The 23,457-nt window shown below is 72.1% G+C and carries 20 protein-coding genes; 6 read left to right on the top strand and 14 right to left on the bottom strand.

Going from position 1 to position 23,457, the window contains the following annotated elements; all coding sequences use genetic code 11:
* Window positions 1-59 precede the first annotated feature (59 nt).
* On the bottom strand, window positions 60-1,493 hold the full coding sequence (gene xylB, locus STRTU_RS04370) for a xylulokinase (protein WP_159742321.1): 1,434 nt from the start codon (window positions 1,491-1,493) through the stop codon (window positions 60-62).
* 130 nt (window positions 1,494-1,623) lie between these two features.
* On the opposite strand from xylB, the gene xylA reads away from it, so the two are divergent.
* A complete protein-coding gene (gene xylA / locus STRTU_RS04365; protein WP_159742320.1) occupies window positions 1,624-2,787 on the top strand; it encodes a xylose isomerase in 1,164 nt (387 codons plus the stop codon).
* A 71-nt stretch (window positions 2,788-2,858) separates the two neighbouring features.
* Here xylA and STRTU_RS04360 read toward each other — a convergent pair whose 3' ends face one another.
* On the bottom strand, window positions 2,859-3,824 hold the full coding sequence (locus tag STRTU_RS04360) for an acetylxylan esterase (RefSeq protein WP_159742319.1): 966 nt from the start codon (window positions 3,822-3,824) through the stop codon (window positions 2,859-2,861).
* A 135-nt stretch (window positions 3,825-3,959) separates the two neighbouring features.
* On the opposite strand from STRTU_RS04360, the gene STRTU_RS04355 reads away from it, so the two are divergent.
* Window positions 3,960-4,808: a hypothetical protein gene (locus STRTU_RS04355; protein ID WP_159742318.1), complete on the top strand. Its 849-nt coding sequence runs from the start codon at window positions 3,960-3,962 to the stop codon at window positions 4,806-4,808.
* On the opposite strand, the gene STRTU_RS04350 is transcribed toward STRTU_RS04355, so the two are convergent.
* From STRTU_RS04350 to STRTU_RS04315, 8 genes are all read right to left on the bottom strand, one after another.
* Complete coding sequence (locus tag STRTU_RS04350) at window positions 4,789-6,108, bottom strand: esterase-like activity of phytase family protein (RefSeq protein WP_159742317.1); 1,320 nt, start codon at window positions 6,106-6,108, stop codon at window positions 4,789-4,791. The two genes, STRTU_RS04355 and STRTU_RS04350, sit on opposite strands and share 20 nt — an antisense overlap.
* 210 nt (window positions 6,109-6,318) lie before the next feature.
* Entirely contained in the window at window positions 6,319-7,125 is an 807-nt protein-coding gene (locus STRTU_RS04345; RefSeq protein ID WP_159742316.1) for an amino acid ABC transporter ATP-binding protein, read from the bottom strand.
* Between the two features lie 5 nt (window positions 7,126-7,130).
* A complete protein-coding gene (locus STRTU_RS04340; protein WP_159742315.1) occupies window positions 7,131-7,916 on the bottom strand; it encodes an amino acid ABC transporter permease in 786 nt (261 codons plus the stop codon).
* 11 nt (window positions 7,917-7,927) lie between these two features.
* Complete coding sequence (locus STRTU_RS04335; protein WP_174878803.1) at window positions 7,928-8,725, bottom strand: basic amino acid ABC transporter substrate-binding protein; 798 nt, start codon at window positions 8,723-8,725, stop codon at window positions 7,928-7,930.
* Between the two features lie 215 nt (window positions 8,726-8,940).
* Entirely contained in the window at window positions 8,941-9,888 is a 948-nt protein-coding gene (gene mmuM, locus STRTU_RS04330; RefSeq protein ID WP_159742313.1) for a homocysteine S-methyltransferase, read from the bottom strand.
* Between the two features lie 139 nt (window positions 9,889-10,027).
* Window positions 10,028-12,994 carry a glycoside hydrolase family 2 TIM barrel-domain containing protein gene (locus STRTU_RS04325; RefSeq protein ID WP_159746682.1) on the bottom strand — a complete coding sequence of 989 codons (2,967 nt, stop codon included), beginning with the start codon at window positions 12,992-12,994 and terminating at the stop codon, window positions 10,028-10,030.
* A gap of 217 nt (window positions 12,995-13,211) precedes the next feature.
* Complete coding sequence (locus STRTU_RS04320) at window positions 13,212-14,534, bottom strand: SWIM zinc finger family protein (protein ID WP_159742312.1); 1,323 nt, start codon at window positions 14,532-14,534, stop codon at window positions 13,212-13,214.
* Window positions 14,535-14,560: 26 nt separating this feature from the next.
* Window positions 14,561-17,533: a DEAD/DEAH box helicase gene (locus STRTU_RS04315; RefSeq protein ID WP_159742311.1), complete on the bottom strand. Its 2,973-nt coding sequence runs from the start codon at window positions 17,531-17,533 to the stop codon at window positions 14,561-14,563.
* 148 nt (window positions 17,534-17,681) lie between these two features.
* Here STRTU_RS04315 and STRTU_RS04310 point away from each other — a divergent pair, with 148 nt between their 5' ends.
* A complete protein-coding gene (locus STRTU_RS04310) occupies window positions 17,682-17,864 on the top strand; it encodes a hypothetical protein (RefSeq protein WP_159742310.1) in 183 nt (60 codons plus the stop codon).
* Between the two features lie 101 nt (window positions 17,865-17,965).
* Here STRTU_RS04310 and STRTU_RS04305 read toward each other — a convergent pair whose 3' ends face one another.
* A complete protein-coding gene (locus STRTU_RS04305) occupies window positions 17,966-18,748 on the bottom strand; it encodes a hypothetical protein (protein ID WP_159742309.1) in 783 nt (260 codons plus the stop codon).
* A 304-nt stretch (window positions 18,749-19,052) separates the two neighbouring features.
* Window positions 19,053-19,664 carry a class I SAM-dependent methyltransferase gene (locus STRTU_RS04300; RefSeq protein WP_159742308.1) on the bottom strand — a complete coding sequence of 204 codons (612 nt, stop codon included), beginning with the start codon at window positions 19,662-19,664 and terminating at the stop codon, window positions 19,053-19,055.
* 345 nt (window positions 19,665-20,009) lie between these two features.
* On the opposite strand from STRTU_RS04300, the gene STRTU_RS04295 reads away from it, so the two are divergent.
* The gene (locus STRTU_RS04295; RefSeq protein ID WP_159742307.1) at window positions 20,010-20,624 is read left to right on the top strand and encodes a GTP-binding protein; all 615 of its coding nucleotides are present in this window, start codon (window positions 20,010-20,012) and stop codon (window positions 20,622-20,624) included.
* A gap of 49 nt (window positions 20,625-20,673) precedes the next feature.
* On the opposite strand, the gene STRTU_RS04290 is transcribed toward STRTU_RS04295, so the two are convergent.
* The gene (locus STRTU_RS04290; RefSeq protein WP_159742306.1) at window positions 20,674-21,102 is read right to left on the bottom strand and encodes a PPOX class F420-dependent oxidoreductase; all 429 of its coding nucleotides are present in this window, start codon (window positions 21,100-21,102) and stop codon (window positions 20,674-20,676) included.
* A 169-nt stretch (window positions 21,103-21,271) separates the two neighbouring features.
* On the opposite strand from STRTU_RS04290, the gene STRTU_RS04285 reads away from it, so the two are divergent.
* Together STRTU_RS04285 and STRTU_RS04280 are read left to right on the top strand one after the other, a co-directional pair.
* Window positions 21,272-21,679, top strand: a complete 408-nt coding sequence (locus STRTU_RS04285; protein WP_159742305.1) for a roadblock/LC7 domain-containing protein — start codon at window positions 21,272-21,274, stop codon at window positions 21,677-21,679.
* A gap of 79 nt (window positions 21,680-21,758) precedes the next feature.
* Entirely contained in the window at window positions 21,759-22,655 is an 897-nt protein-coding gene (locus STRTU_RS04280) for a DUF6397 family protein (protein WP_272591784.1), read from the top strand.
* On the opposite strand, the gene STRTU_RS04275 is transcribed toward STRTU_RS04280, so the two are convergent.
* Window positions 22,586-23,455, bottom strand: coding sequence for an acyl-CoA thioesterase (locus STRTU_RS04275; RefSeq protein ID WP_159742304.1), 870 nt, complete (start codon window positions 23,453-23,455; stop codon window positions 22,586-22,588). The two genes, STRTU_RS04280 and STRTU_RS04275, sit on opposite strands and share 70 nt — an antisense overlap.
* Window positions 23,456-23,457 lie beyond the last annotated feature (2 nt).

The following is a 23,457-nucleotide window of genomic DNA, read 5'->3' as shown; positions in this document are numbered from 1 at the left end:
GTCTCCTCGGGGTGCGGGCGGGAGCCGGTGGCCCTCCTGGTCCACGGCTTCGGGTGCGGTCACGGCCGCAGCAGCGGCTCGCCGTCGGCGAGCGTCGCCGTCAGCCGCTCCCAGGCGGCCTCGTCCCGCGGCCCCGCCTCGTACTCCGCGCCGCGCGCCGTCACCCAGCGGCGCGCGACCGCCGCCGGGTCCTCCTCCAGCAGCAGCCCGGCCGCCTGTGCCGCCGCCCCGAGCGCCACCAGCTCCCGCGCCTCGGGCACCACCACGGGGCGGCCAGACAGCCGGCGTACGGTCTCCCGCCAGGCCCGGCCCCGCGCACCGCCGCCGATCAGCAGCAGCGGCGCATCCGGTGCGGCGTCCGCGTCCAGCACCCGGTCCAGCGCCTTCAGCAGGGTGAACACCGCACCGTCATAGGCGGCCTGGAGCAGCTGGCCGGCCGTGGTGTCGTGTCGCAGCCCGTGCACCAGGCCCGAGGCGCCGGGCAGATTCGGGGTGCGCTCACCGTCCAGGAACGGCAGCATCACCACACCGCCGCCCTCCTCCACGGCCTCCCGGTCGCGGCCCAGCAGCGCCGCCACCCGGTCCACCGCGAGCGTGCAGTTCAGGGTGCAGGCCAGCGGCAGCCAGTCGCCGCGGGCATCGGCGAAGCCCGCGACGGTGCCGGACGGATCGGCGGGCCGGTGGGTGGAGACCGCGTAGACCGTCCCCGAGGTCCCCAGGCTCAGCACCGGCTGACCGGGCCGCAGGCCCAGGCCGAGCGCGGCCGCCATGTTGTCGCCCGTACCGGCGGCCACCAACGCGCCCTTGGGCAGCGGCAGATGACCGGCGTGTACGGTCCCGGCGGCCTCGCCCGGCAGCGCCACCCGCGGGAGCAGCCCGGCGTCCAGTCCGACGTGTGCCAGGATCTCCGCGTCATAGGACTCGGTGGACGATGCCCACCAGCCGGTCCCGGACGCATCGCCGCGATCGGTGACGGCCTCGCCCGTGAGCCGCTCGGTGAGGTAGTCGTGCGGCAGCCGTACCGCGGCGGTGGCGGCGGCCGCGGCCGGCTCGTTCTCGCGCAGCCAGGCCCACTTGGCGACCGTGAACGCCGGGGGCGGCACGCTCCCGACCCGCTCCGCCCAGGCCGCCGCGCCGCCCCGCTCCGCGATCAGCCGCTCGCTCTGCGGCGCGGGCCGGACGTCGTTCCACAGCATGGCCGGACGCACCGGCGCACCGGCCGCGTCCAGGGTGACCAGCCCGTGCTGCTGCCCGCCCACGGACACCGCCGAGACCTGCCGCGCCACATCGCCACATTGGTCCAGCGCCTCGCCCAGCGCCTGCCACCACTGCCGCGGGTCGCTCTCCTTGCCACCGGCGTCGCCGCTGACCGCGTGCGGTGCCTGCCCCCGGGCGAGGACCGCACCGGTCACCGCGTCCACGACCAGCGCCTTGGTGGACTGCGTGGAGCTGTCCACCCCGACGACCAGTGGTCCCGCTGACTGTGCGCCCATCGTGCACTCTCCCTCGGCGGCCGGTCGTCCGTGGTCTCGGTCCAGGGGGTTCCCCGGTGTGCTGTCGCATATTAGTTTGGCCGCGGGAGAATTTGTAAAGCGCCTTGACGAAATGAGCGAGGGAGTCGCGATGAGCCTCCGGCCCACGCCCGGGGACAAGTTCAGCTTCGGCCTGTGGACCGTCGGCTGGCAGGGCCGTGACCCCTTCGGGGACGCCACCCGCCGCGCCCTGGACCCCGTCGAATCGGTGCACCGCCTCGCCGACCTCGGCGCGTACGGCGTCACCTTCCACGACGACGATCTGATCCCGTTCGGCTCCGGTGACGCCGCGCGCGAGGCGGCCGTCACCCGCTTCCGGCAGGCACTGGACGCCACCGGCCTGGTCGTCCCGATGGCCACCACCAACCTCTTCACCCACCCCGTCTTCAAGGACGGCGCCTTCACCGCCAACGACCGCGGCATCCGCCGCTACGCCCTGCGCAAAACCCTCCGCAACATCGACCTCGCCGCCGAGCTGGGCGCCCGCACCTATGTCGCCTGGGGCGGCCGGGAAGGCGCGGAGTCCGGCGCGGCCAAGGACGTACGGGCCGCCCTGGACCGGCTGAAGGAGGCCTTCGACCTGCTCGGCCAGTACGTCCTTGAGCAGGGCTACGACCTGCGGTTCGCCCTCGAACCCAAGCCCAACGAGCCGCGCGGCGACATCCTCCTCCCCACCGTCGGCCATGCCCTCGCCTTCATCGAGCGGCTGGAGCACCCCGAGCTCTACGGCGTCAACCCCGAGGTCGGCCACGAGCAGATGGCCGGACTGAACTTCCCGCACGGCGTCGCCCAGGCACTGTGGGCCGACAAGCTCTTCCATATCGACCTCAACGGGCAGAGCGGCATCAAGTACGACCAGGACCTCCGCTTCGGCGCCGGTGACCTGCGCTCCGCCTTCTGGCTCGTCGACCTGCTGGAAACCGCCGGCTACGACGGACCTCGGCACTTCGACTTCAAACCGCCGCGCACCGAGGACATGGACGGTGTCTGGGCCTCGGCGGCCGGCTGTATGCGTAACTATCTGCTCCTCAGGGAGCGCGCGGCGGCCTTCCGGGCCGACCCGGCCGTCCAGGAAGCGCTGCGGGCCGCCCGCCTGGACCAACTGGAGCGCCGCACCGCGGAGGACGGCCTGGCCGGTCTGCTCGCCGACGCCACCGCCTACGAGACCTTCGATGTGGCGGCGGCGGGCGCCCGCGGAATGGCCTTCGAGCATCTGGACCAGCTGGCGTTGGAGCATCTGCTGGGGGCGGTCTGAGGGGAGTGACCGGGCCCGGTCCGAGGCCGCACCCGGGCCAGGCATGACGGCCGCACCCGGGCCCGGCCCGCTCACCCCAGCAGACCGCGCAGGAAGGCGATCTCGGCGGCCCGCTGCTCACCGCCGCCGCTCTCATGGGCGTTGAACCGCCACACCTTCAGTTCCTTCTCGCCCGCGTAGTGACGGAAGGCGGCGAACCCGGTGGACGGCGGCGTCACCTCGTCGCGCAGTGCGGTGCCGAAGAGGGCCGGGGCGGTGGCGCGGGCGGCGAAGTTCAGGCCGTCGAAGTGGTCCAGGGTGTGCAGCGCGGTGTCGATGTGGCTGCGCGCACCCGCGAAGTAGCGGGTGAGTTCGCCGTACGGGCCCGCGTCCGTGATGTCTATCGCGCGGCGGATGTGCGTCAGGAAGGGCGCATCGATCAGGGCCCCCGCCAGACCGGGGACCAGGCCCGACGCCGCCAGCGCCGCCGCGCCGCCCTGGCTGTGGCCGGCGACCACGATCCGGTCGGTGTCCACCGCCTGATGGCCGCGCGCCGCCTCCACCGCCCGTACGGCGTCGGTGAACAGCCGCCGGTAGTAGTAGCCGTTCGGATCCAGCAGCCCCTGGGTCAGCTTGCCGGGGACGCCCGGATTGCCGGAGGCGACCGGATCGGGGGTGTCACCGGGCCGGTTGGGGCCGCTCTGGCCACGGGTGTCCATGACCAGCGTGGCGTAGCCCGCGGACGGCCACAGCAGCCAGTCGTGCGGCAGCAGTCGCCCGCCCCCGTAACCCAGGTACTGCACCACACACGGCAGCGGCCCGGCGGCCGCGCGCGGAGCCAGGAACCAGCCGCGGACGGGATGCCCGCCGAATCCGGCGAACGTCACGTCATGGGTGTGGAGCAGGGTGAGTCCCGCGTCGACCTCGGTGAAGCGCGCGTCCAGGTCATGGGTACGGGCCTCGACGAGGGTGCGCCGCCAGAACGCGTCGAAGCCGGCCGGCTCGGGACGCGGCGGGCAGTAGGTGTGCAGCTCGTCCAGGGGCAGGTCGGTGAACACGGAGAACCTCCGAGCCGTAGGCTGGCTTGTTGTCTGTCGCCAACGGTGCCCAGGGTCCGGACAATTCAGACGTGCATTGTTCCAGGTTGGTCACCGAGTCCCGCAAAACCGAGTAAAGAAGCGATCATTTCCGCCATGAGCTTTCCTCCGTCTCCGCCTCCGCCGCCGAACCAGCCGCCCCACCCCAACCCGGGCGGCTTCGGCCCGCCGGCCGGCGGATACGGGCCGGGCGGCCAGGGCCAGGGCGGTGGGTACGGCCCGGGTGGCTACGGCACACCCCCGGGCAACCAGGCACCCGGTGGCTACGGCCCGCCCGCGGGCGGCGGCTTCGGACCTCCCGGACCGGGCGGCCCCGGCGGCTGGCAGCAGCCGCCCGGCCCGCCCGGCGGTGGCGGCAACGGCAAGACCATCGCGGCGATCATCGGCGGTGGTGTGCTCGTGCTGGCCGCCGTCATCACCGTCATCGTGGTGAGCAACAGCGATGACAACGGCAACCACCGTGCTCAGAGGCCCAGTTCGAGCGTCGGCGCCAGCCCGTCCGAGAGCGCGTCCCCGACACCGTACGGTGACCCCACGCCCAGCGCGACGCCCACCGACAGCGACTTCGAGAGCGCCCTGCCGAAGCCCTCCAACGGCAAGATCCCGTTCTATCTGCTGAAGGTCGGCGACTGCTACGACCGCATGGCGGACGGCGGCGGCTACAACGACGAAGCCTCGTGCAACGGCCCGCACGACGCCGAGGTCGTCACCACCCACCGTCTGGAGTCCGGGCTCACCACCGAATCGGGCATCAAGAGCAAGGCTTCGTCGCTGTGCCGCGACGAGCTGGAGCGCAAAGCGGCCCAGCAGCCCGCCGGCACCGCCGAGGGCACCTTCATCCAGTACCCCAGCATCAGCGGCTACCGGCTCGGCATCAAGACCGTCAGCTGCGCGCTGACGGGAAACAGCAGCGGCACCAAGAAGCTCACCAAGCCGCTGTCCTGAGCCGCACGGTCACCACCTTCGTCGGCACCCCGCTGTCCACGAGACGGCCCTGATCGTCGAACGCGTCAGGGCCGTCCGTCATGCCGAAGTCGTTGTCGTTGACCAGCGTGAGGGTGCGCCGCCCGCTGATCGCGATGCCCTCGGTCTTCTGCGGTACGCCCTTGACCTTGCGCAGATCGACGACCAGCTGCTTGGGCAGCACCGGCGCACGGCCGCCGGACTGCTCCAGAGACGGGTCGGTGGCCGGATCGTCCCAGCGCGAGCCGAGAATGTCCCAGCGCCTGTTCAGCTCGACCCGTTGCAGCCGGGCGGCCTTGTCGGTGCGCTCCTCCACCAGCAGCTGGTCGCGGCCCACCGCCACCACCGAGGAGATCTTCAGCTCGGAGGTGTCGTCCTCGCCCGGGTCGACCTCGCCGACCGGGTCGAAGCGGTACGCGTACTCGGCGGTCACCGCGCCCTTGCCGGGCGAGAAGCGCAGCAGCCGGGCCGTACGGGACGCTTCACCGGCCGCCGTGTCAGGGTTCGACAGCGGGCTCTGCACCGCCGCCACCAGATCGCCGTCCGGCAGCAGCGCCAGCCCCTCGAAACCCCGGTTGGTCGCGCGCTTTTGCAGCAGCTTGGGCAGCGACTCCACGACCGGGTAGTCGGTGCCGGTCAGATGCAGCCCCTTGGGGACATGGCGGGCCAGCACCCGGCCGGAAGCCGATACATGCACCAGTGACGGGCCGTACTCGTCGGCCAGCCAGAAACTGCCGTCGGCGGCCCGCACCACGCCCTCGGTGTCCAGGCCGTTGGGGTCGTACCGCAGCGGCTTCCCGGCATCGTAGGTGTACGGCGCCTCGTCCCGGCCCCGCTGGTTCGGCAGCCCGGTGACGGCCTTGCCGGAACGGGTGGTGACCGGGTGCGCCTCCAGAACGCTGACCCGGTCGCCCCGCACCTTGATCTTCACCAGCGCCGGGTCGAAGCCCGGCACCGGGAACGTCCGCCGCTTGCTGCCGTCCACCTTGATCTGGCCGTTGGGCCCGCGGTCGGTCACCGTCCAGAACTCCCCGGCCCGCCCGGCCGGGAAGATGTCGCTGCCGATGCCGCCCAGCTTCACCCCGCGGTCATTGCCCACGCTGCCCGGCAGCAGCGCGTTACTGAACTCGCCCAGCGGGACTGCCGGCAGCTGCGCGGATCCGGTGACGACGGCCGACGCCGGACCGGCCTGGGCGGTCGTCTGGCCGAGTACCACTGCCGTGGCGAGCACCGCGAGCGGCAGCGCCACCATGAGCGGACGGCGCAGCTGACGTAGGGACATCGGACCTCCAGGGCCGGCACACGGAACACAAGTTCCCCAGCCTTGCACCGGAGCCCCAACTACAGGTGAACTGCGGCCGATTGGCGATCGACACCCCGCATCCGGTCCGGTGAATCATGGCCCGTTCCCTGGCGCGAGCGATCGGCGGCCGCACGTGCGGCGGTTGGCGCGGGAGGCGAACCCGCGGCCCTCACCCGTCCACTACTTCCCCTAGGGCGTGTCCGCGACCTCGCTCACCTCGGCGGCCGCCGGATCCAGCACCCGCGCCAGGAACGTCCTGGTCCGTTCGTGCTGCGGGGCGCCCACCACCTGCTCCGGGGTGCCCTCCTCGACGATCACTCCGCCGTCCATGAAGACCACCCGGTCGGCCACTTCCCGGGCGAAGCTCATCTCGTGCGTGACGACCAGCATCGTCATACCGTCCTGCGCCAGCCCCCGCATCACCGCCAGCACATCACCGACCAGCTCCGGGTCGAGCGCCGAGGTCGGCTCGTCGAAGAGCATCAACTCCGGTTCCATGGACAGCGCACGGGCGATGGCCACCCGCTGCTGCTGCCCGCCCGACAGCTTCGCCGGGTAGGCGGACGCCTTGTCGCTGAGCCCCACCCGTTCGAGGTTGGCGCGGGCGATCCGCTCCGCCTCGGGACGGTCGCGGCGCAGCACCCGCCGCTGAGCGATCGTCAGGTTCTCCAGCGCGGTCAGATGCGGGAAGAGGTTGAAGGACTGGAAGACCATGCCGATCCGGCGGCGGACCAGATCGATGTCCACGTCCGGGTCGGTGACCTCGGTGCCGGCCACCGTGACCCGCCCCGCGCTCGGCTCCTCCAGCAGATTCACACAGCGCAGCAGGGTCGATTTCCCGGACCCCGAGGGCCCGATGACACACACCACCTCACCGCGCGCCACCGAGAAGTCGATCCCGCGCAGCACCTCCAGCTCCCCGAAGGACTTGCGCAGGCCCTGGACATCGATGGCCTGCGCGGCCGCCGTCTCCGGTGCCGCCTGTTCGGTCGTCACGCCGCTCACCTGGCCTTCGCCGTACGGGCCTCCAGCCGACGGACCAACTGGCCGAGCGGGAGGGTGATCACGAGATAGAGCAGCCCGGCGATCAGGATCGGGGTCAGGCTCTTGTGCTCATTGAGTGCGTCCCGGCCGAAGTTGGCCAGCTCGAACTGGGTGAGGGAGAGCCCCAGCAGATACACCAGTGAGGAATCCTTGGTGAGCAGGATCAGTTCATTGGTCAGCGGCGGCAGCACGATACGGAACGCCTGCGGAATGACGATCGATACCATCGCCCGCCCGTGCGACATCCCCAGCGAACGCGCCGCCTCCGTCTGCCCCTTGGGAACCGCCTGAATGCCGGCCCGGATGGTCTCCGCCATATACGCCGCGCCCACCAGACCGAGCGACAGCATCACGGTGATGTTCATATCGAGCGCGACCTCGAAGGCCAGCGGCACCCCGAAGCCGAGCGCGATGAACACCAGCAGACAGGGGATCCCGCGGAAGAACTCGATATAGGTGACCGCGATCCAGCGATAGGGCGGCACCGACGAGAGCCGCATCAGTGCGAGCACCAGCCCCAGCGCCAGACCGAAACCGAATCCGAGCAGGGTGTAGAGGACGGTGTTCACCAGCGCCGTGGTGATGATCTCGGGGAAGAGCGCCTTCGCGACCTCGACATCGAAGAACGCCATCCGCAGCTGATGCCAGTCGGCGATCAGCGCGAAGACCACCACGGCGGCGACCAGGACGCCGTACTGCGCGCCGCGGATGGCCCGCGCGCGCTGTCTTTTGGAAACAGGCATGACGGGCGGCCTCAGCTCTGCGGGGTGGTGCCGAACCACTTCTTGTAGATCCGGTCGTAACTCCCGTCGGATTTCGCCTTCTTGAGCACCGCGTTGATCTTCTTGCGCAGTGCGTCATTTCCGGTGCGTACGCCGATGCCGTAGTGCTCACCCGTGTTGAATTCCGCGGTGACCTTGGTGTCCGGGTTCTGCTTCACATAGTCGAGGAGCACCCCGTTGTCATTGATCCCGGCATCGACCTGACCGGACTTCACGGCGGTCAGCAACAGCCCCAGATCCTCGAACTCCACCAGCTCGACGCCCTTGCCGTGCTCCTTGGCGTAGATCCCGCCGGTGGTGGCCTTCTGATAGCCGAGCTTCTTGCCCTTGAGGTCTTCGACCTTCTTGACGGGCTTGCCCTTCTTCGTCAGCAGCGCCTGGGTGGCATTGAAATAGGGGTCGGAGAATTCCATGACCTTGTCGCGCGCATCCGTGATCGTCATCCCGGCGGCGGCCAGATCGCATTTGCGGATGGTGAAGTCCTGGCCGGTCTCAATGCCTTCAAAGGGAGTGTTGACGATCTCCTGTTTGACGCCGAGATCCTTGGCGACCAGATCCACCAGATCCACATCGAACCCGACGACCTTGCCGTCCTTCTTCACCTGGAACGGTGCGTACGGAAGGTGGGTGCAGGTCTTCAGGGTCCCGGAGGAGACCAGTTCCAGACCGCCGGAACCCTTCTTTCCGTCGGACTTGGTGCTGCTGCACCCCGCCAGAACGACGACGGCCGTGGCAACGGCTATGACAGGCAACGCGGAGCGAGCGGACACTGGTCCTCCAGGGCGGATACAGATCATCCAAGCTGTGCATGCTGCGATGTGGCTGCATCCTGCCACCGGCCCGGGGCTCTGTCGCCGCTCGGTCGGTTGCGTCTGTGTAACGCCTTCGACCCGCGTCGGGGGACGCGGGCAGGGCTGGTGCGGCTTCGGGGGTGCTCGTCAGAGGGCCGGGGGCGGTCCGGTGGATCAGGGTCCGGCCGGTGTCTTCAGGGCCGGACCAGTGGATCAGGCCCGGCCCGCCCCAGCCCCGCCGCCAGCTCCGTGATGGTGTCCGGGCCCACCCGGCAGCAGCCCCCGATGAGCCGGGCGCCGTCCGCGGCCCAGGTGGCGACCCGGTCCGCGCCGAACTCCGGGGCGCCGCACCATGCCCGCGCCGCCGCGTCCCAGCGCTCGCCGCTGTTGGGGTAGACCACCACCGGCTTGCCGGTGACCCGCGCCGCCGTGCGTACCGCCCGGTCCGCATCGTCCGGCGCGCAGCAGTTCACCCCCACCGCGATCACCTCATCGGCCTCCGCGGCGACCGCGAACGCCTCCGCCAGCGGCTGCCCGGCCCGGGTACGGTCCCCGGCGACGCTGTACGACAGATAGGCCGGGACGCCCAGCCCGCGCACCGCCCGCACCAGCGCACGAGCCTCCTCGGCATCCGGCACCGTCTCCAGCGCCAGCACATCGGGCCGCGCCGCGGCCAGCACCTCCAGCCGCGGCCGGTGGAACCGCACCAGCTCGTCCACCGAAAGGCCATAGCGCCCGCGGTATTCGGAGCCGTCGGCCAGCATCGCGCCATACGGGCCCGCCGAGGCGGCCACATACAGCGGCCCGTCGACCCCGCCGGACACCGCCCGCCGGGCCGCCTCACGGGCCAGCTCCACGCTCCGGGTGAGCAGCTCCGCGGCCCGCTCCGCACCGATGCCGTACCGCGCGAACCCCTCGAACGTCGCCTGATAGCTGGCGGTGATCGCGACCTGCGCCCCGGCCTCGTAGTACGCCCGATGCGCCTGCACCACGGCCTCCGGCTCCTCGGCCAGCAGCCGCGCCGACCAGAGCGCGTCGCCCAGGTCGTGCCCGGCGGCCTCCAGCTGGTTCGACAGCCCTCCGTCGAGGACGACCGGCCCCGCGGCGAGGGCGTCGGCGAGCGGCCGGGACGTGCTGACCATGGTGCGAAGCCTCTCGGTGCTGCGGGACGCGCGGGTACCCACGCCTCACCGAAAGCGTAGTCCCGGCCGGTGCGCACGCCCCTGGGCGGCACCGTGCGCCGTCCTCTGCGGCGGCCGGCGCACGGTCCGACGCGGGGGATCAACCCAGCGACGAGAACACGAACGAGAAGCGCGCCGGGGCCGCCGCCAGCCGGTGCTGCGGCAGCACCCCCGGCCCGCAGGACTGGCTGCCGATGCCGTGCTGCGCATGGTCGAGATGGACCCACAGATCCTCGCCGGGCCGCAGATCCGTGGTGTGGCGGGCCGCGGTCAGCTCCTCGGCCGGCCACCGGCGGGCGGCGAAGAAGAAGTCCGGGTCGCCCTCGATCCGCAGGCCCGAGCCGTCCGTACGGGTCAGCTCCGCCCAGCGCACGCCGGGCCGCGCACCGTTCTCCTGCGGCCGGACGTACGGCGTCTGGAGCGCGTCCACCGGCATCGACCAGCGGCTGATCCGGGCGGCGGCCCGGGTGTCCGGATAGCCCTCGCCCGGCCCGCCGCCGAACCAGGTGGCGAGCCCCAGGCTGCCGCACAGCCGCATCCGCACACCCAGCCGGGGCAGCGGAACCGGCCAGTCACCTTCCGGATCGACGCTCAACTCCAGTCGCAGCAGGCCGGGTTGTGCCGTCCAGTGGTAGACCGTGCGCAGCGCCGACGAGGTACCGGCCGGGGCGACCCGGGTGCGCACCACCAAGGCGTCCGGGCCGGTCTCGACGGCATCGACGCGGTGCCGCATCCGGTGCAGGCCGAGCCGCCGCCACTCGGTGGCCGGCCGGGGCCCCGGCTGCCAGGGCGCGGCCTCGTCGTTGTCGGTCGGCGCCCGCCACACGTCCAGCCGGGGCCCGCCGAGGCGTACGCCGTCCAGATAGCCGAGCGTTCCCGTGGCGGCGTCGAAGGTCCCCGGACCGAGGACGATCACATTGCCCTCGCCGCGGCGCGGGGTGGCGGTGGCCGCCGGGGGAGTGGCGGCGGGCCGCGGCGCCGCCGGCAGCTGGCCCCAGGCGACCTCGTGCCCCGCGGGCGCCCATGCGGTGTCCTTGTCCAGTACGGCCTGGACCGTCCAGATCGCCTCCCCGTCGTCATCCGGCTCGTCGGGCGGCGTCGGCAACTCCAGCACGGCCGATTCGCCGGGCGCCAACGGCGGGACGTCCAGCCACCCATGACCGCGCGGCCCGCCGTCCACCTCATGGGCATAACGGAATTCCAGGTGGCCGAGGCCGGCGAAGTCGTGGAGATTGGTGATCCGGACCGCCTGCGCCGCGCCCCCGCTCACGGCCTCGATCCGCACCGGCTCGATGACCTTCTTGAACTCCAGCAGGCCGGGGGAGGGCACCCGGTCGGGCAGAACCAGCCCGTCGCAGACGAAATTCCCGTCGTGCAGCTCCTCGCCGAAGTCGCCGCCGTACGCGTGGAACACCGCACCGTCGGCCGTCCGCTGCCGCAGCCCGTGGTCGATCCACTCCCAGACGAAACCGCCCTGACAGCGCTCATGGCGCTCGAACAGCCGCTGGTACTCACTGAGTCCGCCGGGACCATTGCCCATGGCATGCGCGTACTCGCACAGCAGGAACGGGAGCGCACGCCGCCGGGCGTCCAGCTCCGGATCGGACAGCGGCGCCTCCGCGCGCCGCCCGATGCGCTCCACCTCGGCGTGGTCGGCGTACATCCGGGAGTAGACATCCGTGTCGGCGCAGCTGGGGTCGCCCTCGTAGTGCAACGGGCGGGACGGGTCGCGCTCGCGCATCCAGGCGGCCATCGCGGACAGCCCGCGCCCCGTGCCGCACTCGTTGCCCAGCGACCACAGCACGATGCCGGGGTGGTTCTTGTCCCGCTCGACCATCCGCCGGGCCCGGTCGAGCAGCGCCGGCTCCCAGCGCGGATCATCGACCGGATTGTCCCGCCAGCCCTGCCGGCCAAAACCGTGCGTCTCCAGATCGCACTCGTCGATCACCCACAGGCCCAACTCATCGCACAGATCGAGGAAGGCGGGGTGCGGCGGATAGTGGCTGGTGCGCACCGCGTTGATGTTGTGCTGCTTCATCAGCAGCAGATCACGGCGCATCGTCTCGGGGCCGAGGGTGCGCCCGGAGCACGGATGGAACTCATGGCGGTTGACGCCGCGCAGCAGGATCCGCCGTCCGTTGACCTTCAGCAGCCCTTCCTCGACGCGGACCGTACGGAAGCCGATCCGCAGCGGGATCCGCTCGCCGGGGGTGACCAGCTCGCCGTCGTAGAGGTGTGGTTCCTCGGCCGTCCAGGGACGCACCGGCACCGTGGCGCGCTCCCCGGTTGCCAGATCGAGGCCGAGCGCGGGGACGGTCACCCGGCCGGCCGGTTCGCACTCCACCCGCAGGGTGCCGTGGCCCGTGACGTGATCGAACCCGGCGTGCACGAAGTGGTCGGCGACCGAGCCCTCGGGGCGGCGGTGGAGCGAGACGTTCCGGAAGATGCCGGGGAGCCACCACTGGTCCTGGTCCTCCAGATAGCTGCCCGACGACCACTGGTGGACCCGCACCGCCAGCACATTGCCGCGCGGCCGCAGCAGATGCCCGGCCTCGAACTCGTGCGGCAGCCGACTGCCCTTGAAATGGCCCAGCTCCACCCCGTTGAGCCAGACCCGGGCACAGGACTCCACCCCGCCGAAGTGCAGCACCGCGGGCCCCTCGCCCCACTCCTCGGGCAGATCGAAGCGGCGCCGGTGATCGCCCGTCGGGTTCTCGTCCGGCACCCGCGGCGGATCGACCGGGAAGGGGTACGCGGTGTTGGTGTAGGCAGGCGCCCCGCCGAGCTGCGGCCGGTCACCGCCCCCGTAGGAGCCCTCGGTGGCGAAGCGCCCCTGGAGCGGCCAGTGGCCCGGTACCCGCAGCTCCTCCCACTCCGTGTCGTCGAAGTCCGGCCGGGCGAACGCCTCGTCCTCCGTGGTGGCGCATGGCGAGAGCCGGAATCGCCAGGTGCCGTCCAGTGAGATCCGGGCGGCATCCGAGCGCGCATACCAGGCGCGGGGCGGCAGGGCCCCGCTTCCCGGCGAGCGGTCCTCGTAGTACGGAAGGGAGTGCGGTGCGCTGTCCATCTGGTCGGTGGTCCGCACGGGCTCTGCGGACGATGCGGGCTGCGGCGCGGGCGGCGAAATGCCGGTCACTGGTCCTCCTGCTGCGGGCGACGTGCCGGGCGGTGGGGGATCGATTCAGCGAAGCACGCGCGGCGGCACGGCGCAGCCGGATGGGGAGGATTGGGCCGCGTCGGCCGGCACCGCACCGGCCGCTGACCGACCCCACCCCCCCTCCACCTCACCCCTCCGCCGACCACCCCTCCGCCGTCAACTCCGCCAACGCGCCCGCCGGATCGTCCGTGCCCGGCCCCGCGGGCACCCACCGCCCGCCCTCCCGGCGGTACGGCCACCAACGCCCGTCCCGCCCGTAGCGCAACTGGGCCGCCCCGCCCACCACCGTCCAGCGGTTACGGGTGACCCGCAGCCGCGGCCGGGCCCCGTCGTCCTCCCACGCGGCCGCCAGCCGTCCGGTGGCCCGCGCCAGCGCCTCGGGCTCCGGCGTCCAGTCCTCCTCCAGAACCGCGAGCCCCGCCGCGCCGCCCAGCTCCCAGGCCCGTACGGCCACGGCCAGACTCCGCGCATCGCGCCCCGAACCGGCCGCCAGCCGCGCCGATATCGCCGCCCCCGGAGCGGCCGCCGCCAGCCGCACCGCATCCTGGGCGGGCGTCAGTACGGGCGGCGGCGGACTCTCCGGATGCCGGGCGGACAGTGCGTCCGCCAGCAGCCCCTGGGCGCGCGCCGCCGCGTCCCCGATCAGAAACTCCAGCGCGGCCACGTCCACCCCGGGCGCGGGCGGGGTGCCGCCCCCGAGCACCGGCGGGGCGCCAGGTGCGGCGACCGGCGGCGGCGCCGCGGGCAGCGGCGGCAGAATGTCACGCGCCGCATACGCCTCGGCCGCCGGCACCCCCGCGGCGTCCGGCTCCGCCGCCGCGTCCGCGCCCGTCGCCCCCGCCGCCCGTGACGCACTGCGCGCCTGCAACTCGTCCAGCAGCTCCCGCTCACCCCGGCCGCGCATCAGCAGCAGGATGAACGGATCCTGGTCCAGCAGCCGCGCCAACTGGTAGCACAGCGCGGTCGAATGCGCGCAGTGGTCCCACGCCGCACAGTCGCACTCCGGCTCCAGGTCACCGATGCCCGGCAGGAGTTCGATCCCGGCCGCGGCGGCGTCCTCGACGAGCACCGGCGGCATGTCCCGGTCCAGCAGCGCCGCGATATGCCCGGCCCGGTCCGCGACCAGGTCCAGGAAGCGGTCCCAGTCCGCCGCGCTCAACTGCTGGAGCAGGACATCGGACCGGTGCCGCGTATGGTCACGGTCCTGAACCACCGCGGTGATACGGCCGGGACGCACCGACACCGCGCCCACCGCACCGGCCCGCGCATGCCGCCGCCCCAGCTTCACCTGCGCACCGTCCAGCGCGGAGTCCTCCAGCGCCTTCAGCCACGCCTGCCCCCACCAGCTCCGGGCAAAAGCCTGCCCACGGGCCGCGGGCAGCGCCTCGAACGTCCGCTCAACGGCGGCGGAATCGGCAGCGGAATCGGATGCGCCTTCGTCCACGTACATCGGTCCCTCATCTCCCGGCATGTTCCTCACTCGCTCCCCCGTAGTGCGACCAGATCCGCCAGCTCGGCATCGGTGAGTTCGGTCAGCGCGGCCTCGCCGGACCCGAGGACCGCATCGGCCAACTGCTGCTTACGGGAGAGCATCCCGGCGATCCGGTCCTCGATCGTGCCCTCCGTGATGAACCGGTGTACCTGCACCGGCTGGGTCTGGCCGATGCGGTAGGCGCGGTCGGTGGCCTGCGCCTCGACGGCCGGATTCCACCAGCGGTCGAAGTGCACGACATGCGCCGCCCTGGTGAGGTTCAGCCCGGTACCCGCCGCCTTCAACGACAGCAGGAACACCGGCACCGCCCCGTCCTGGAAACGCCGCACCATCTCCTCACGGCGCGCCACCGGAGTCCCGCCGTGCAACAACTGCGTGGGCACCCCGCGCGCCGCCAGATGCCCCTCCAGCAGCCGCGCCATCCGTACGTACTGCGTGAACACCAGCACGCTCGCGCCCTCGGCGAGCAGGGTGTCCAGCAACTCGTCCAGCAGCTCGACCTTCCCCGAACGCCCCGCGATCCGCACCGTGTCGGCCGCCCGCCCGTCCGCCGCCGGACCGCCCTCCTTCAGGTACTGCGCGGGGTGGTTGCAGATCTGCTTGAGCGAGGTGAGCAGCTTGACCACCAGCCCCCGGCGGGCGAACCCGTCCGTCCCGGCGATCTCGTCGAGCCCCTCGCGCACCACGGCCTCGTACAGCCCCGCCTGCTCATTGGTCAGCGCCACCGCACGGTCGGTCTCCGTCTTGGGCGGCAGCTCCGGCGCGATCCCCGGATCGGACTTACGGCGGCGCAGCAGGAACGGCCGCACCAGCCGGGCCAGCCGCTCGGCCGCCGCCCCCGCCTCCGGCGACGCCGCCGCACCGCCCTCAATGGCCTGCGCATAGCGCGTACGGAACCGGCCCAGCGGCCCCAGCAGCCCCGGCGTCGTCCAGTCCAGGATCGCCCACAGCTCCGACAGATTGTTCTCCACCGGGGTACCGGTCAGTGCCACCCGGGCCTTGGCGGGCAGGGTCCGCAGCGCCCTGGCGGTCGCGGAGAACGGATTCTTGATGTGCTGGGCCTCATCGGCGACGACCAGCCCCCAGCCCACCTCCGCCAGTTTCCCGGCGTCGAGCCGCATCGTGCCGTACGTGGTGAGCACGAACTCGCCGTCCGCCAGCTCCGCCAGACTGCGCCGCCCGGCATGGAAACGGCGTACCGGAGTGCCCGGTGCGAACTTCTCGATCTCCCGTTGCCAGTTGCCCACGAGGGAGGTGGGGCAGACGACAAGGGTGGGGCCGGCCGACTCGGGCCCGGTCTGCCGGTGCAGATGCAGGGCGATGAGCGTGATCGTCTTACCCAGCCCCATGTCGTCGGCCAGACAGGCGCCCAGACCCAGCGAGGTCATCCGGTGCAGCCAGTCCAGCCCGCGCACCTGGTAGTCGCGCAGCGTCGCGGCGAGCGCCGCCGGTTGCGGGACCGGTGGGGCGTCACCGCCCTCCGGGTCGGCGATCCGGTCACGCAGCCGGGCCGGCCAGCCGGAAGCGGCCACCTCCACCCGGCCGCCGTCCCCGTCCTCGGCGCTGCCGGTGAGCGCCGCGCCGAGCGCGTCGAGCGGCGTGATCTTACGTTCCCGCCGCTCCCGGGCGGCCCGCACCGCTGCCGGATCGATCAGCACCCACTGACCGTGCAGCCGCACCAGCGGCCGCCCCGCCTCGGCAAGCCGGTCCAGCTCCGCCTTGCCGACCTCCTGATCCCCCACCGCGAACCGCCAGCTGAACGAGAGCAGGGCATCCGCCGACAACAGCGACGGCGGCCCCGCCCCCCTTCCCGCCGCCCCGTCTTCCTGGTCGGCCTCGGGCGGCCCCACTACGGCACGCGCGGTCAGCGTGCGTGCCAGCTCCTTCGGCCAGTGCACCTGCACCCCGGCGGCGGCCAGCGCCCCGGCGGCCGGCCCCAGCAGCTCGGCGACCTCCTCCTCCGCGAGTTCCAGCGCATCCGGCACCGCCGCGGACAACAACGGGGTGAGCGGCGCCCAGGCATCCGCCGCCCGGCGCAACGTCAGCAGCGTGTCCATCCGCGCCCGCGCCCCGAACGCCTGCCCCGCCGCCGAAGCCCCCGCCCACACCTCCGCGGCATCCACGACCAGCGCCGGATCGGTAAGGCTGTGCAACTGGACCACGGCGCTGAACGCGAACGGCGCCCCACCGGGAACCGCACTGGTCTCCCCGTCCGCATCACCGCCCTGCTGCCTGCCGCCCGCACCGACCTCGGAGAACTCCCCTCCGCGCACCTCCACCCGCAACGAGATCCGTACGCCCGCGTCATGCCCCGCGGCGACGTCGGCGGCCCAGGCGCGCTGTTCGGGGATGTGCTGCGGAGCCGTCACCGCGAAGGCCGGCGCTCCGGTGGCCAGCGCGGCGCCGGGGGAGCGCGGCAGCCCGTCCGCCACCGCGTCGAGGAACGCCCGAAGGTGCCGTTCGGGATCCGGCAGCTCCAACGGGTCAGTCCCCGGAAGCGGGGCGGCGTGCGCGTACGGCGGCATCGCGGCGGCGAGATCGCGCAGCCGCGCCAGGTCCGCCGGGTCGAGCGGACCCAGCCGCCAGGCGTCATATCCGCCCGGACCGACCCCGGGCAGAATCCGTCCACGGGCCGCGAGCTGCAGCGCCAGTACGGACGCGGCTCCCCAGAAGGCGGCAGCCGGATGGGCGCCCTGCCCGGCCCGCGCACGGGTGAGCACCGGCACCGCCTCCGCGACCGTCATGACCAGCGCCGGAACCTCGCACAAGGAAATCCCGCCGTCGTCATCCGGCAGGGCAACACCCAGTGACGCATCCCCGACGGGCCCCACGGGCTCACCATCGGGCCGCCAGAAGGCGATCCGCCCGGCCCGCGGCGGATCCGACGGCAGGAAGACCGCTGCGCAGTGCGCGAGCGGGGAGAGCTGAGCGGGGGTGACCGCGGGAAGGGAAGTCACTGGGTCGCGAACTCCTCAAGTTTGACTACTGGCGCCTGGAGCGCCCGAGAGTACAGGACTCCGGGCACCCGGAAGGAACCTCCGGCGCGAAAACGGCGTTCAATGGAGTACACAGAGCGCGGCATGCGCCGCGGAAGGGGCGTGAAGGATGTCCACACAAGCGAAGGTCGCGGTCGGCGGCGTCGCGGTGGGAGTGATCCTGCTGTGGCTGCTGCCCTTCTGGGCGGCCCTCTTGGTCATGGTCGGAGTCCCGGCGGTCGCATACCTGACCCTCGACTCCTCCCAACGCCGCCGCCTACGCCGCGTCAGCCGCAAACAGCTCGGCCGCTAAGAGGGGTTGGGCCGTTCGCCTACGCGTGGCGGGTGGTGGGTCGGAGGGCCCTGGTGTGTCTCCTCCGACCCCGCGGCAACCACAGCAAGCCGCCCCACCCGTCAGACCGGCCGCGCCGCCAACTCGTCAAGCGACGACAACAGACCGGGCAGCTCCGGCCCCCGCCCCACCGGATGCACCTCGCCCGGCTCCTCATCCAGCAGCACAAACGCGATGTCATCGGTACGGGCAACCATGCTCCACCCCGGCCCGTCGACGCGCAGCGTACGCGCCTCGCCCGCTGCGAACGACGACCGCACCCGCCCCGCCGGCGGCGGATCGTTCACATAGCCGCGCGCCTCCTCCAGCACCCGCCGCACCCCCTTGTGCGCCTCATCCCCCGGCTCGGCAAAGGTGATGTCACCCTCCACCTGCTCGCGCCACGCCGCCCACTGCATGGCGATCTCATCCGCCCCGAGCCGCCGCTGCGCCGGCCCCCACTCCTCGGCGTCCGGAGGAGCGAGCGGTGCAGGGTCGCCTTCCTGGGGCTCGGGATCGTGCGGCTGCGGCACACCGGGTGCCGCGACGGCGAGCGCCAGCGGCCAGCCGGGCAGCGCCCCGACGATGCTGTTCTCGTCGGGCGAGAGGTCGTACTCCATCCCGCAGTCCCAGGCCGCGATCGCGCAGGCGACCAGCGAGACATCCTCCGTCACCACGGTCCAGCGCGCACCGTCGCCGTCCTGCCCGAGGACCAGCCCGTAGCCCTCCGCGTACGGTTCGAGGCCTAGGCCCGCGCACACCTCGGGGTAGTCGTCGCCGAGCACGCTCGGGAACTGCGCGGGCGTCAGCAGCACCGCCGTCAGCACGAACAACTGGTCGTTGTCGGCGCTCTCGGTCGTGGGCACGCGGCCTCCCCATCCGTTCCATTCCGCAGTACGTCGGCGCACCCTAATTGGCTCGGTACGACCTTGTCACCAGCCGTACCCTGCGCAGATGCGTTTCCCGGCGCCAGGACGCCCTTCGTGTGCGGGACCTGCCGGGCCTGCCTGGCCTCCCGGGCCGCGTTGCAGAGAGGCGCCGACCTCGCGCGGGAGACCGGGGCCAATGGGCCGATGGGCACTCTCCCGCGGCTGATTCCGGCCACCGCGCGGCGCGATCGGGCACCCCGCCGCACCGCCCAAGTCCCGCTCGCCCCGGTGGTGCGCGGCGTCAGCCCCGGCGCACCGCCAGCGCCAGGTAGCGGGAGTCCTCGTCCTCGTACCGGATGAGGTCCCAGCCGCAGCTGTCGAGAAGGGGCCGCAGATTCGGCTCCGCCCGCAGATCGTCGGGGGTGATCGCGCGCCCCTTGCGCGCGGCGAGGGCGGCCCGCCCGATGGGGTGGAAGAGGGCCAGCCGGCCACCGGGGCGTACGACCCTGGCGAGTTCGGTGAGGCCGCCCGCCGAGTCCGGCAGATGGGAGAGGAGACCCGCGGCGAAGACGGCGTCCAGTACGGCGTCGGGCAGCGGCAGCCGGCTCACGTCCGCGAGCAGCAGGGCCGCGTCACGGTCGCGCCCGGCCCGTACGGCGGCCTGCAGCATCTCGGGCGTGAGATCGGCGCCCAGCACCGTGCCACGCGGCCCCACGGCCGCCCGGAGCGCGGGCAGCGCACGTCCCGTACCGCATCCGGCGTCCAGAACCCGGTCGCCCTCCCGGAGGCCCAGTTCGGCGACGCCTGCCTCATAGGCGGGGCCGTCGTCGGGGAACTTCGTGTCCCAGGTGGCGGCACGTGTGGCGAAGAACGCACGGACCTCCTCCGGACGGTCGGCGTGGTGGTCGGTCATCGGTCCTCCGTGAGTGCGACGGTCGGTGAGGCGGCGGTGCAGGTATACAGGGCGCTCCCGCGACGGCCGGCCGGTCACCGGGCGAGGCGCCGCTGCGGACGGACCGGACTCACGGCGGTGGCGGATGCCGCGCCCCGGTCCAACTATCACGAATCCGGAGGTTGATGGGCTTCTTGATCGGAAGACGTGACGGCTTTGGCAATTCCGGGGAAAACCCTGTCAGCGGGCGGTACGGTCCTCGCCATGGATTTCGGGCGGCCCTCTGCCGCCGAAGGCTCCCCCCGTCGAGCCATGGATCCGCATATCCCGTGACGCGCAGGACCCACATCCTGGAGGAGACGGCCGATGAACGCCGCACAAGGGGCCCCGGAGGGCGCAGCCCCGGGCCGCGACGCCGAGTTGACCCTGAAGATCTTAGTCGCGGGCGGCTTCGGCGTGGGCAAGACGACCCTGGTGGGCTCGGTCAGTGAGATCCACCCGCTGCGTACGGAGGAACGGCTCAGCGAGGTGGGCGAGACGGTCGACGACACCGGGGGAGTGGACCGCAAGGACAGCACCACCGTGGCGATGGACTTCGGCCGCATCACCATCCGGCAGGGCCTGTCCCTCTACCTCTTCGGCACCCCGGGGCAGGACCGTTTCTGGTTCCTGTGGGACGACCTGTCGGAGGGCGCGCTGGGCGCCGTCGTCCTGGCCGACACCCGGCGTCTGCAGGACTGCTTCCCGGCGGTCGACTACTTCGAGCGCCGCGCGATCCCGTTCCTGGTGGCCGTCAACTGCTTTGCGGAGTCCGGGCCCTACGGCGCCGACGAGGTGGCCGGCGCGCTGGACCTGGACCGTGGCACCCCCGTCGTGCTCTGCGACGCGCGGGACCGCGACTCCGGCAAGGAAGTGCTGGTGCGGCTCGTCGAGCACGCGGGGCGGCGGCACTCCGCCAAGGTGCTGGATTCGGTGGGATGACCGCCTGCGGCATGTGGCGCGGCGCCGGACGGACCGCGCCACATGCGGCTCAATCGGCCACGTCCGCCAGGGCGATGACCTTGTCGATCCGCACCCGTACCACCAGCTCGCCCGGAACGCCGTTGCGGGCGCCGAACTCCTCCGCCCGCTCCTCGCCCATGTAGCGGGCCGCGATCCTGGTCGCCCAGTGACGGACGTCCGTCAGATCGTGGCTGACTTCCGCCGCCCCCTGTACCACCACGAAGGAAAACGGTGGCCGGTCGTCGTCGACGCACAGTGCCATCCGCCCGTCACGCGCGAGGTTGCGGCCCTTGACCGTCTCCTCGCCGGTGTTGAACACCAGCTCGTCGCCGTCCAAGAGGAACCACACCGGTGCGAGGTGCGGGCTGCCGTCGTCCCGTACGGTCGCGAGCTTGCCGGTACGGGTGCCTTCGGAAAGGAACCTCTGCCACTCGTCCTTCGTCATCTTGTGTGCCATGCCGACATCCTCGGGCATGCGGCACGAACCGGCGCCGCGTGGCACGCCGGACCGCGGGGCCGCTTGCCGAGACGGCGGAGGTGGGACAGGCTGGCACGGCAGCCGTCGAACGGACCACTGGCTGCGGTCCGGCCACAAGTGCGGGCAATGACACGGGGAGGAAGCAGCAATGGCATTGAGCAGCGGACTCGACTGGCTGCTGGACGACCTGACCAAACGGGTGGAGAAGGTACGGCATGTGCTGGTGCTCTCCAACGACGGACTGGTGACCGGGGCGAGCGAGGGACTGCAGCGGGACGACGCCGAGCATCTCGCGGCGGTCGCCTCGGGGCTGCACAGCCTCGCGAAGGGTTCGGCGCTTCACTTCGGCATCGGCCGGGTACGTCAGACCATGATCGAGTTCGACGACGGGGTGTTGTTCGTGACGGCCGCGGGTGACGGCAGCTGCCTGTGCGTCCTGGCCCGCGCCGACGCCGACCTGGGCCAGGTCGCCTACGAAATGACGCTGTTGGTCAATCGTGTCGGCGAGCATCTGGGTGTCGCGGTCCGCCAGCCGGAAAGTTATCCACAGGTCTGAGGCGGGGGTTGACCCACTGTCATCGCCTGCGCCTACAGTCGTCACTGTCAGTGATCGATCGAGTTGCGGGGGAAATGACATGACGGTGATGTGCGACGGGCAGCAGACGCTCACGATGGCGCGAGCGGCTCGCGAACTGGAGCTGAGGACCGGCGAGTTCGAGCTCGCCACCCAGCTCGGAAAGGTACGGACGGTCCCGGCCGGGACCGGCGGCCGGCCGGGAGCCACCGGATCGCTCGGCCGACGCCGGGTCCCGGCGGAAGAGATCGTCCGCCTGCAGGCCGAGCCGGGCTTCCCGGACGCGCTCCGCGAACGGATCCGCACGGTCAGCACGAACGAGGCGGCCAATCTGATGGGCGTCGGCCCCGGACGGGTCCTGCGCCTGACCCGGGCCGGCTGCTTCGGCCCCGTCAGGTTCTATGTGAACCGCTTCGGCGCGGTGGTCTGGCTCTATCTCGCGGCCGAGGTCAGCGACTTCGCCGACCGCGAACCCGACCTGATGCGGGGCAACACCCCCGCGGCGATGCGGGTGATGCTCGACGGCGGACAGGACTGGCGGGCCCGCCAGTGGCGCAGCCGACGGGTCGCCCAGCTCATGGGGCAGACCGACGATCCCTGGGAGGCGGCCGCGGTGATCGCCGCCGTGCTGCCCCCGGAGGAGCTGGCGTCGGTGGCCGAGGACCCGCGGGAACGGTCCCTGCTGCGCCGGCTCAGGCCCCTTCTGGCCTCCGTGATCACGGTGACCCCGGCAGCCCGGGAATCCTTCGAACGGGTGCTGACGGCGGACGAGTTCGATGAGGTGATGTGGTACCGCGTCAACCTCTCCCGGGAGCTCGAAACGGCCCGCAGGGAAGACCCGGGACGGCTGCGGACACCCGCCGCCACGGCCTCCGTCGCCCGTCCCGGTCAGCCCCCGAGCTTCCTGAACAACCCCTCCTGGACGACCGAGACCAGCAGCTTGCCCTCCCGGTCGTAGATCCGCCCGCGGGCCAGCCCCCGGCCGCCGGTGGCGATCGGCGACTCCTGGTCGTAGAGGAACCACTCGTCCGCGCGGAACGGCCGGTGAAACCACATCGCATGGTCGAGCGAGGCCATATCGAACCCGCGCGGCCCCCAGAGCGGTTCGATGGGGATGCGGACCGCGTCGAGCAGGGTCATATCGCTGGCGTAGGTCAGCGCGCAGGTGTGGACGAGCGGATCGTCGCCCAGCGGCCCGACCGCGCGCATCCACACCGCGCTGCGCGGCTCCGCACCCTCGATCTCGTCCGGCGCCCAGCGCAGCCGGTCGACATACCGGATCTCGAACGGCATCCGGCGCGCCATCCGCTCCAGCCCCTCGGGCAGATCGCGCAGCCGCTCGCGGACCTCGTCCGCGACCGTCGGCAGCTCCTCCGGGCCGGGCACGGCCCGACGCATCGGCAACTGATGATCGAAGCCGGGTTCCGGCTTGTGAAAGGAGGCGGTCAGATTGAAGATCGTGCGTCCCTGCTGGACGGCGACGACCCGGCGCGTGGTGAAGGACCGCCCGTCGCGGACCCGCTCGACCTGGTACACGATCGGCACGCCCGGCCGGCCGGGCCGCAGAAAGTACGCATGCAGCGAGTGGACCGGGCGGTCCCCTTCCGTGGTCCGCCCGGCCGCCACCAGCGCCTGGCCCGCGACCTGCCCGCCGAAGACCCGCTGCAGCGATTCCTGGGGACTGCGGCCCCGGAAGATGTTCACCTCGATCTGCTCAAGATCCAGCAGATCGACCAGCCTCTCGGCAGGATTGGTCATGA

Origin of the sequence: Streptomyces tubercidicus (assembly GCF_027497495.1) — a bacterium.
Lineage (GTDB): Bacteria > Actinomycetota > Actinomycetes > Streptomycetales > Streptomycetaceae > Streptomyces > Streptomyces tubercidicus.
The sequence above is the reverse complement of the archived record's forward strand: the minus strand, read 5'-3'. Positions and strand labels throughout refer to the sequence as shown.

Excerpts from the sequence above, each read along its gene's own strand:
- STRTU_RS04355 (WP_159742318.1), top strand. The coding sequence starts at position 3,960 with ATGAGCTTTCCTCCGTCTCCGCCTCCGCCGCCGAACCAGCCGCCCCAC.
- xylB (WP_159742321.1), bottom strand. The coding sequence starts at position 1,493 with ATGGGCGCACAGTCAGCGGGACCACTGGTCGTCGGGGTGGACAGCTCC.
- STRTU_RS04320 (WP_159742312.1), bottom strand. The coding sequence starts at position 14,534 with ATGTACGTGGACGAAGGCGCATCCGATTCCGCTGCCGATTCCGCCGCC.
- STRTU_RS04280 (WP_272591784.1), top strand. The coding sequence starts at position 21,759 with ATGACGGTGATGTGCGACGGGCAGCAGACGCTCACGATGGCGCGAGCG.
- xylA (WP_159742320.1), top strand. The coding sequence starts at position 1,624 with ATGAGCCTCCGGCCCACGCCCGGGGACAAGTTCAGCTTCGGCCTGTGG.
- STRTU_RS04285 (WP_159742305.1), top strand. The coding sequence starts at position 21,272 with ATGGCATTGAGCAGCGGACTCGACTGGCTGCTGGACGACCTGACCAAA.
- STRTU_RS04340 (WP_159742315.1), bottom strand. The coding sequence starts at position 7,916 with ATGCCTGTTTCCAAAAGACAGCGCGCGCGGGCCATCCGCGGCGCGCAG.
- STRTU_RS04325 (WP_159746682.1), bottom strand. The coding sequence starts at position 12,994 with ATGGACAGCGCACCGCACTCCCTTCCGTACTACGAGGACCGCTCGCCG.
- STRTU_RS04310 (WP_159742310.1), top strand. The coding sequence starts at position 17,682 with ATGTCCACACAAGCGAAGGTCGCGGTCGGCGGCGTCGCGGTGGGAGTG.
- STRTU_RS04275 (WP_159742304.1), bottom strand. The coding sequence starts at position 23,455 with ATGACCAATCCTGCCGAGAGGCTGGTCGATCTGCTGGATCTTGAGCAG.
- mmuM (WP_159742313.1), bottom strand. The coding sequence starts at position 9,888 with ATGGTCAGCACGTCCCGGCCGCTCGCCGACGCCCTCGCCGCGGGGCCG.
- STRTU_RS04295 (WP_159742307.1), top strand. The coding sequence starts at position 20,010 with ATGAACGCCGCACAAGGGGCCCCGGAGGGCGCAGCCCCGGGCCGCGAC.
- STRTU_RS04290 (WP_159742306.1), bottom strand. The coding sequence starts at position 21,102 with ATGGCACACAAGATGACGAAGGACGAGTGGCAGAGGTTCCTTTCCGAA.
- STRTU_RS04350 (WP_159742317.1), bottom strand. The coding sequence starts at position 6,108 with ATGTCCCTACGTCAGCTGCGCCGTCCGCTCATGGTGGCGCTGCCGCTC.
- STRTU_RS04300 (WP_159742308.1), bottom strand. The coding sequence starts at position 19,664 with ATGACCGACCACCACGCCGACCGTCCGGAGGAGGTCCGTGCGTTCTTC.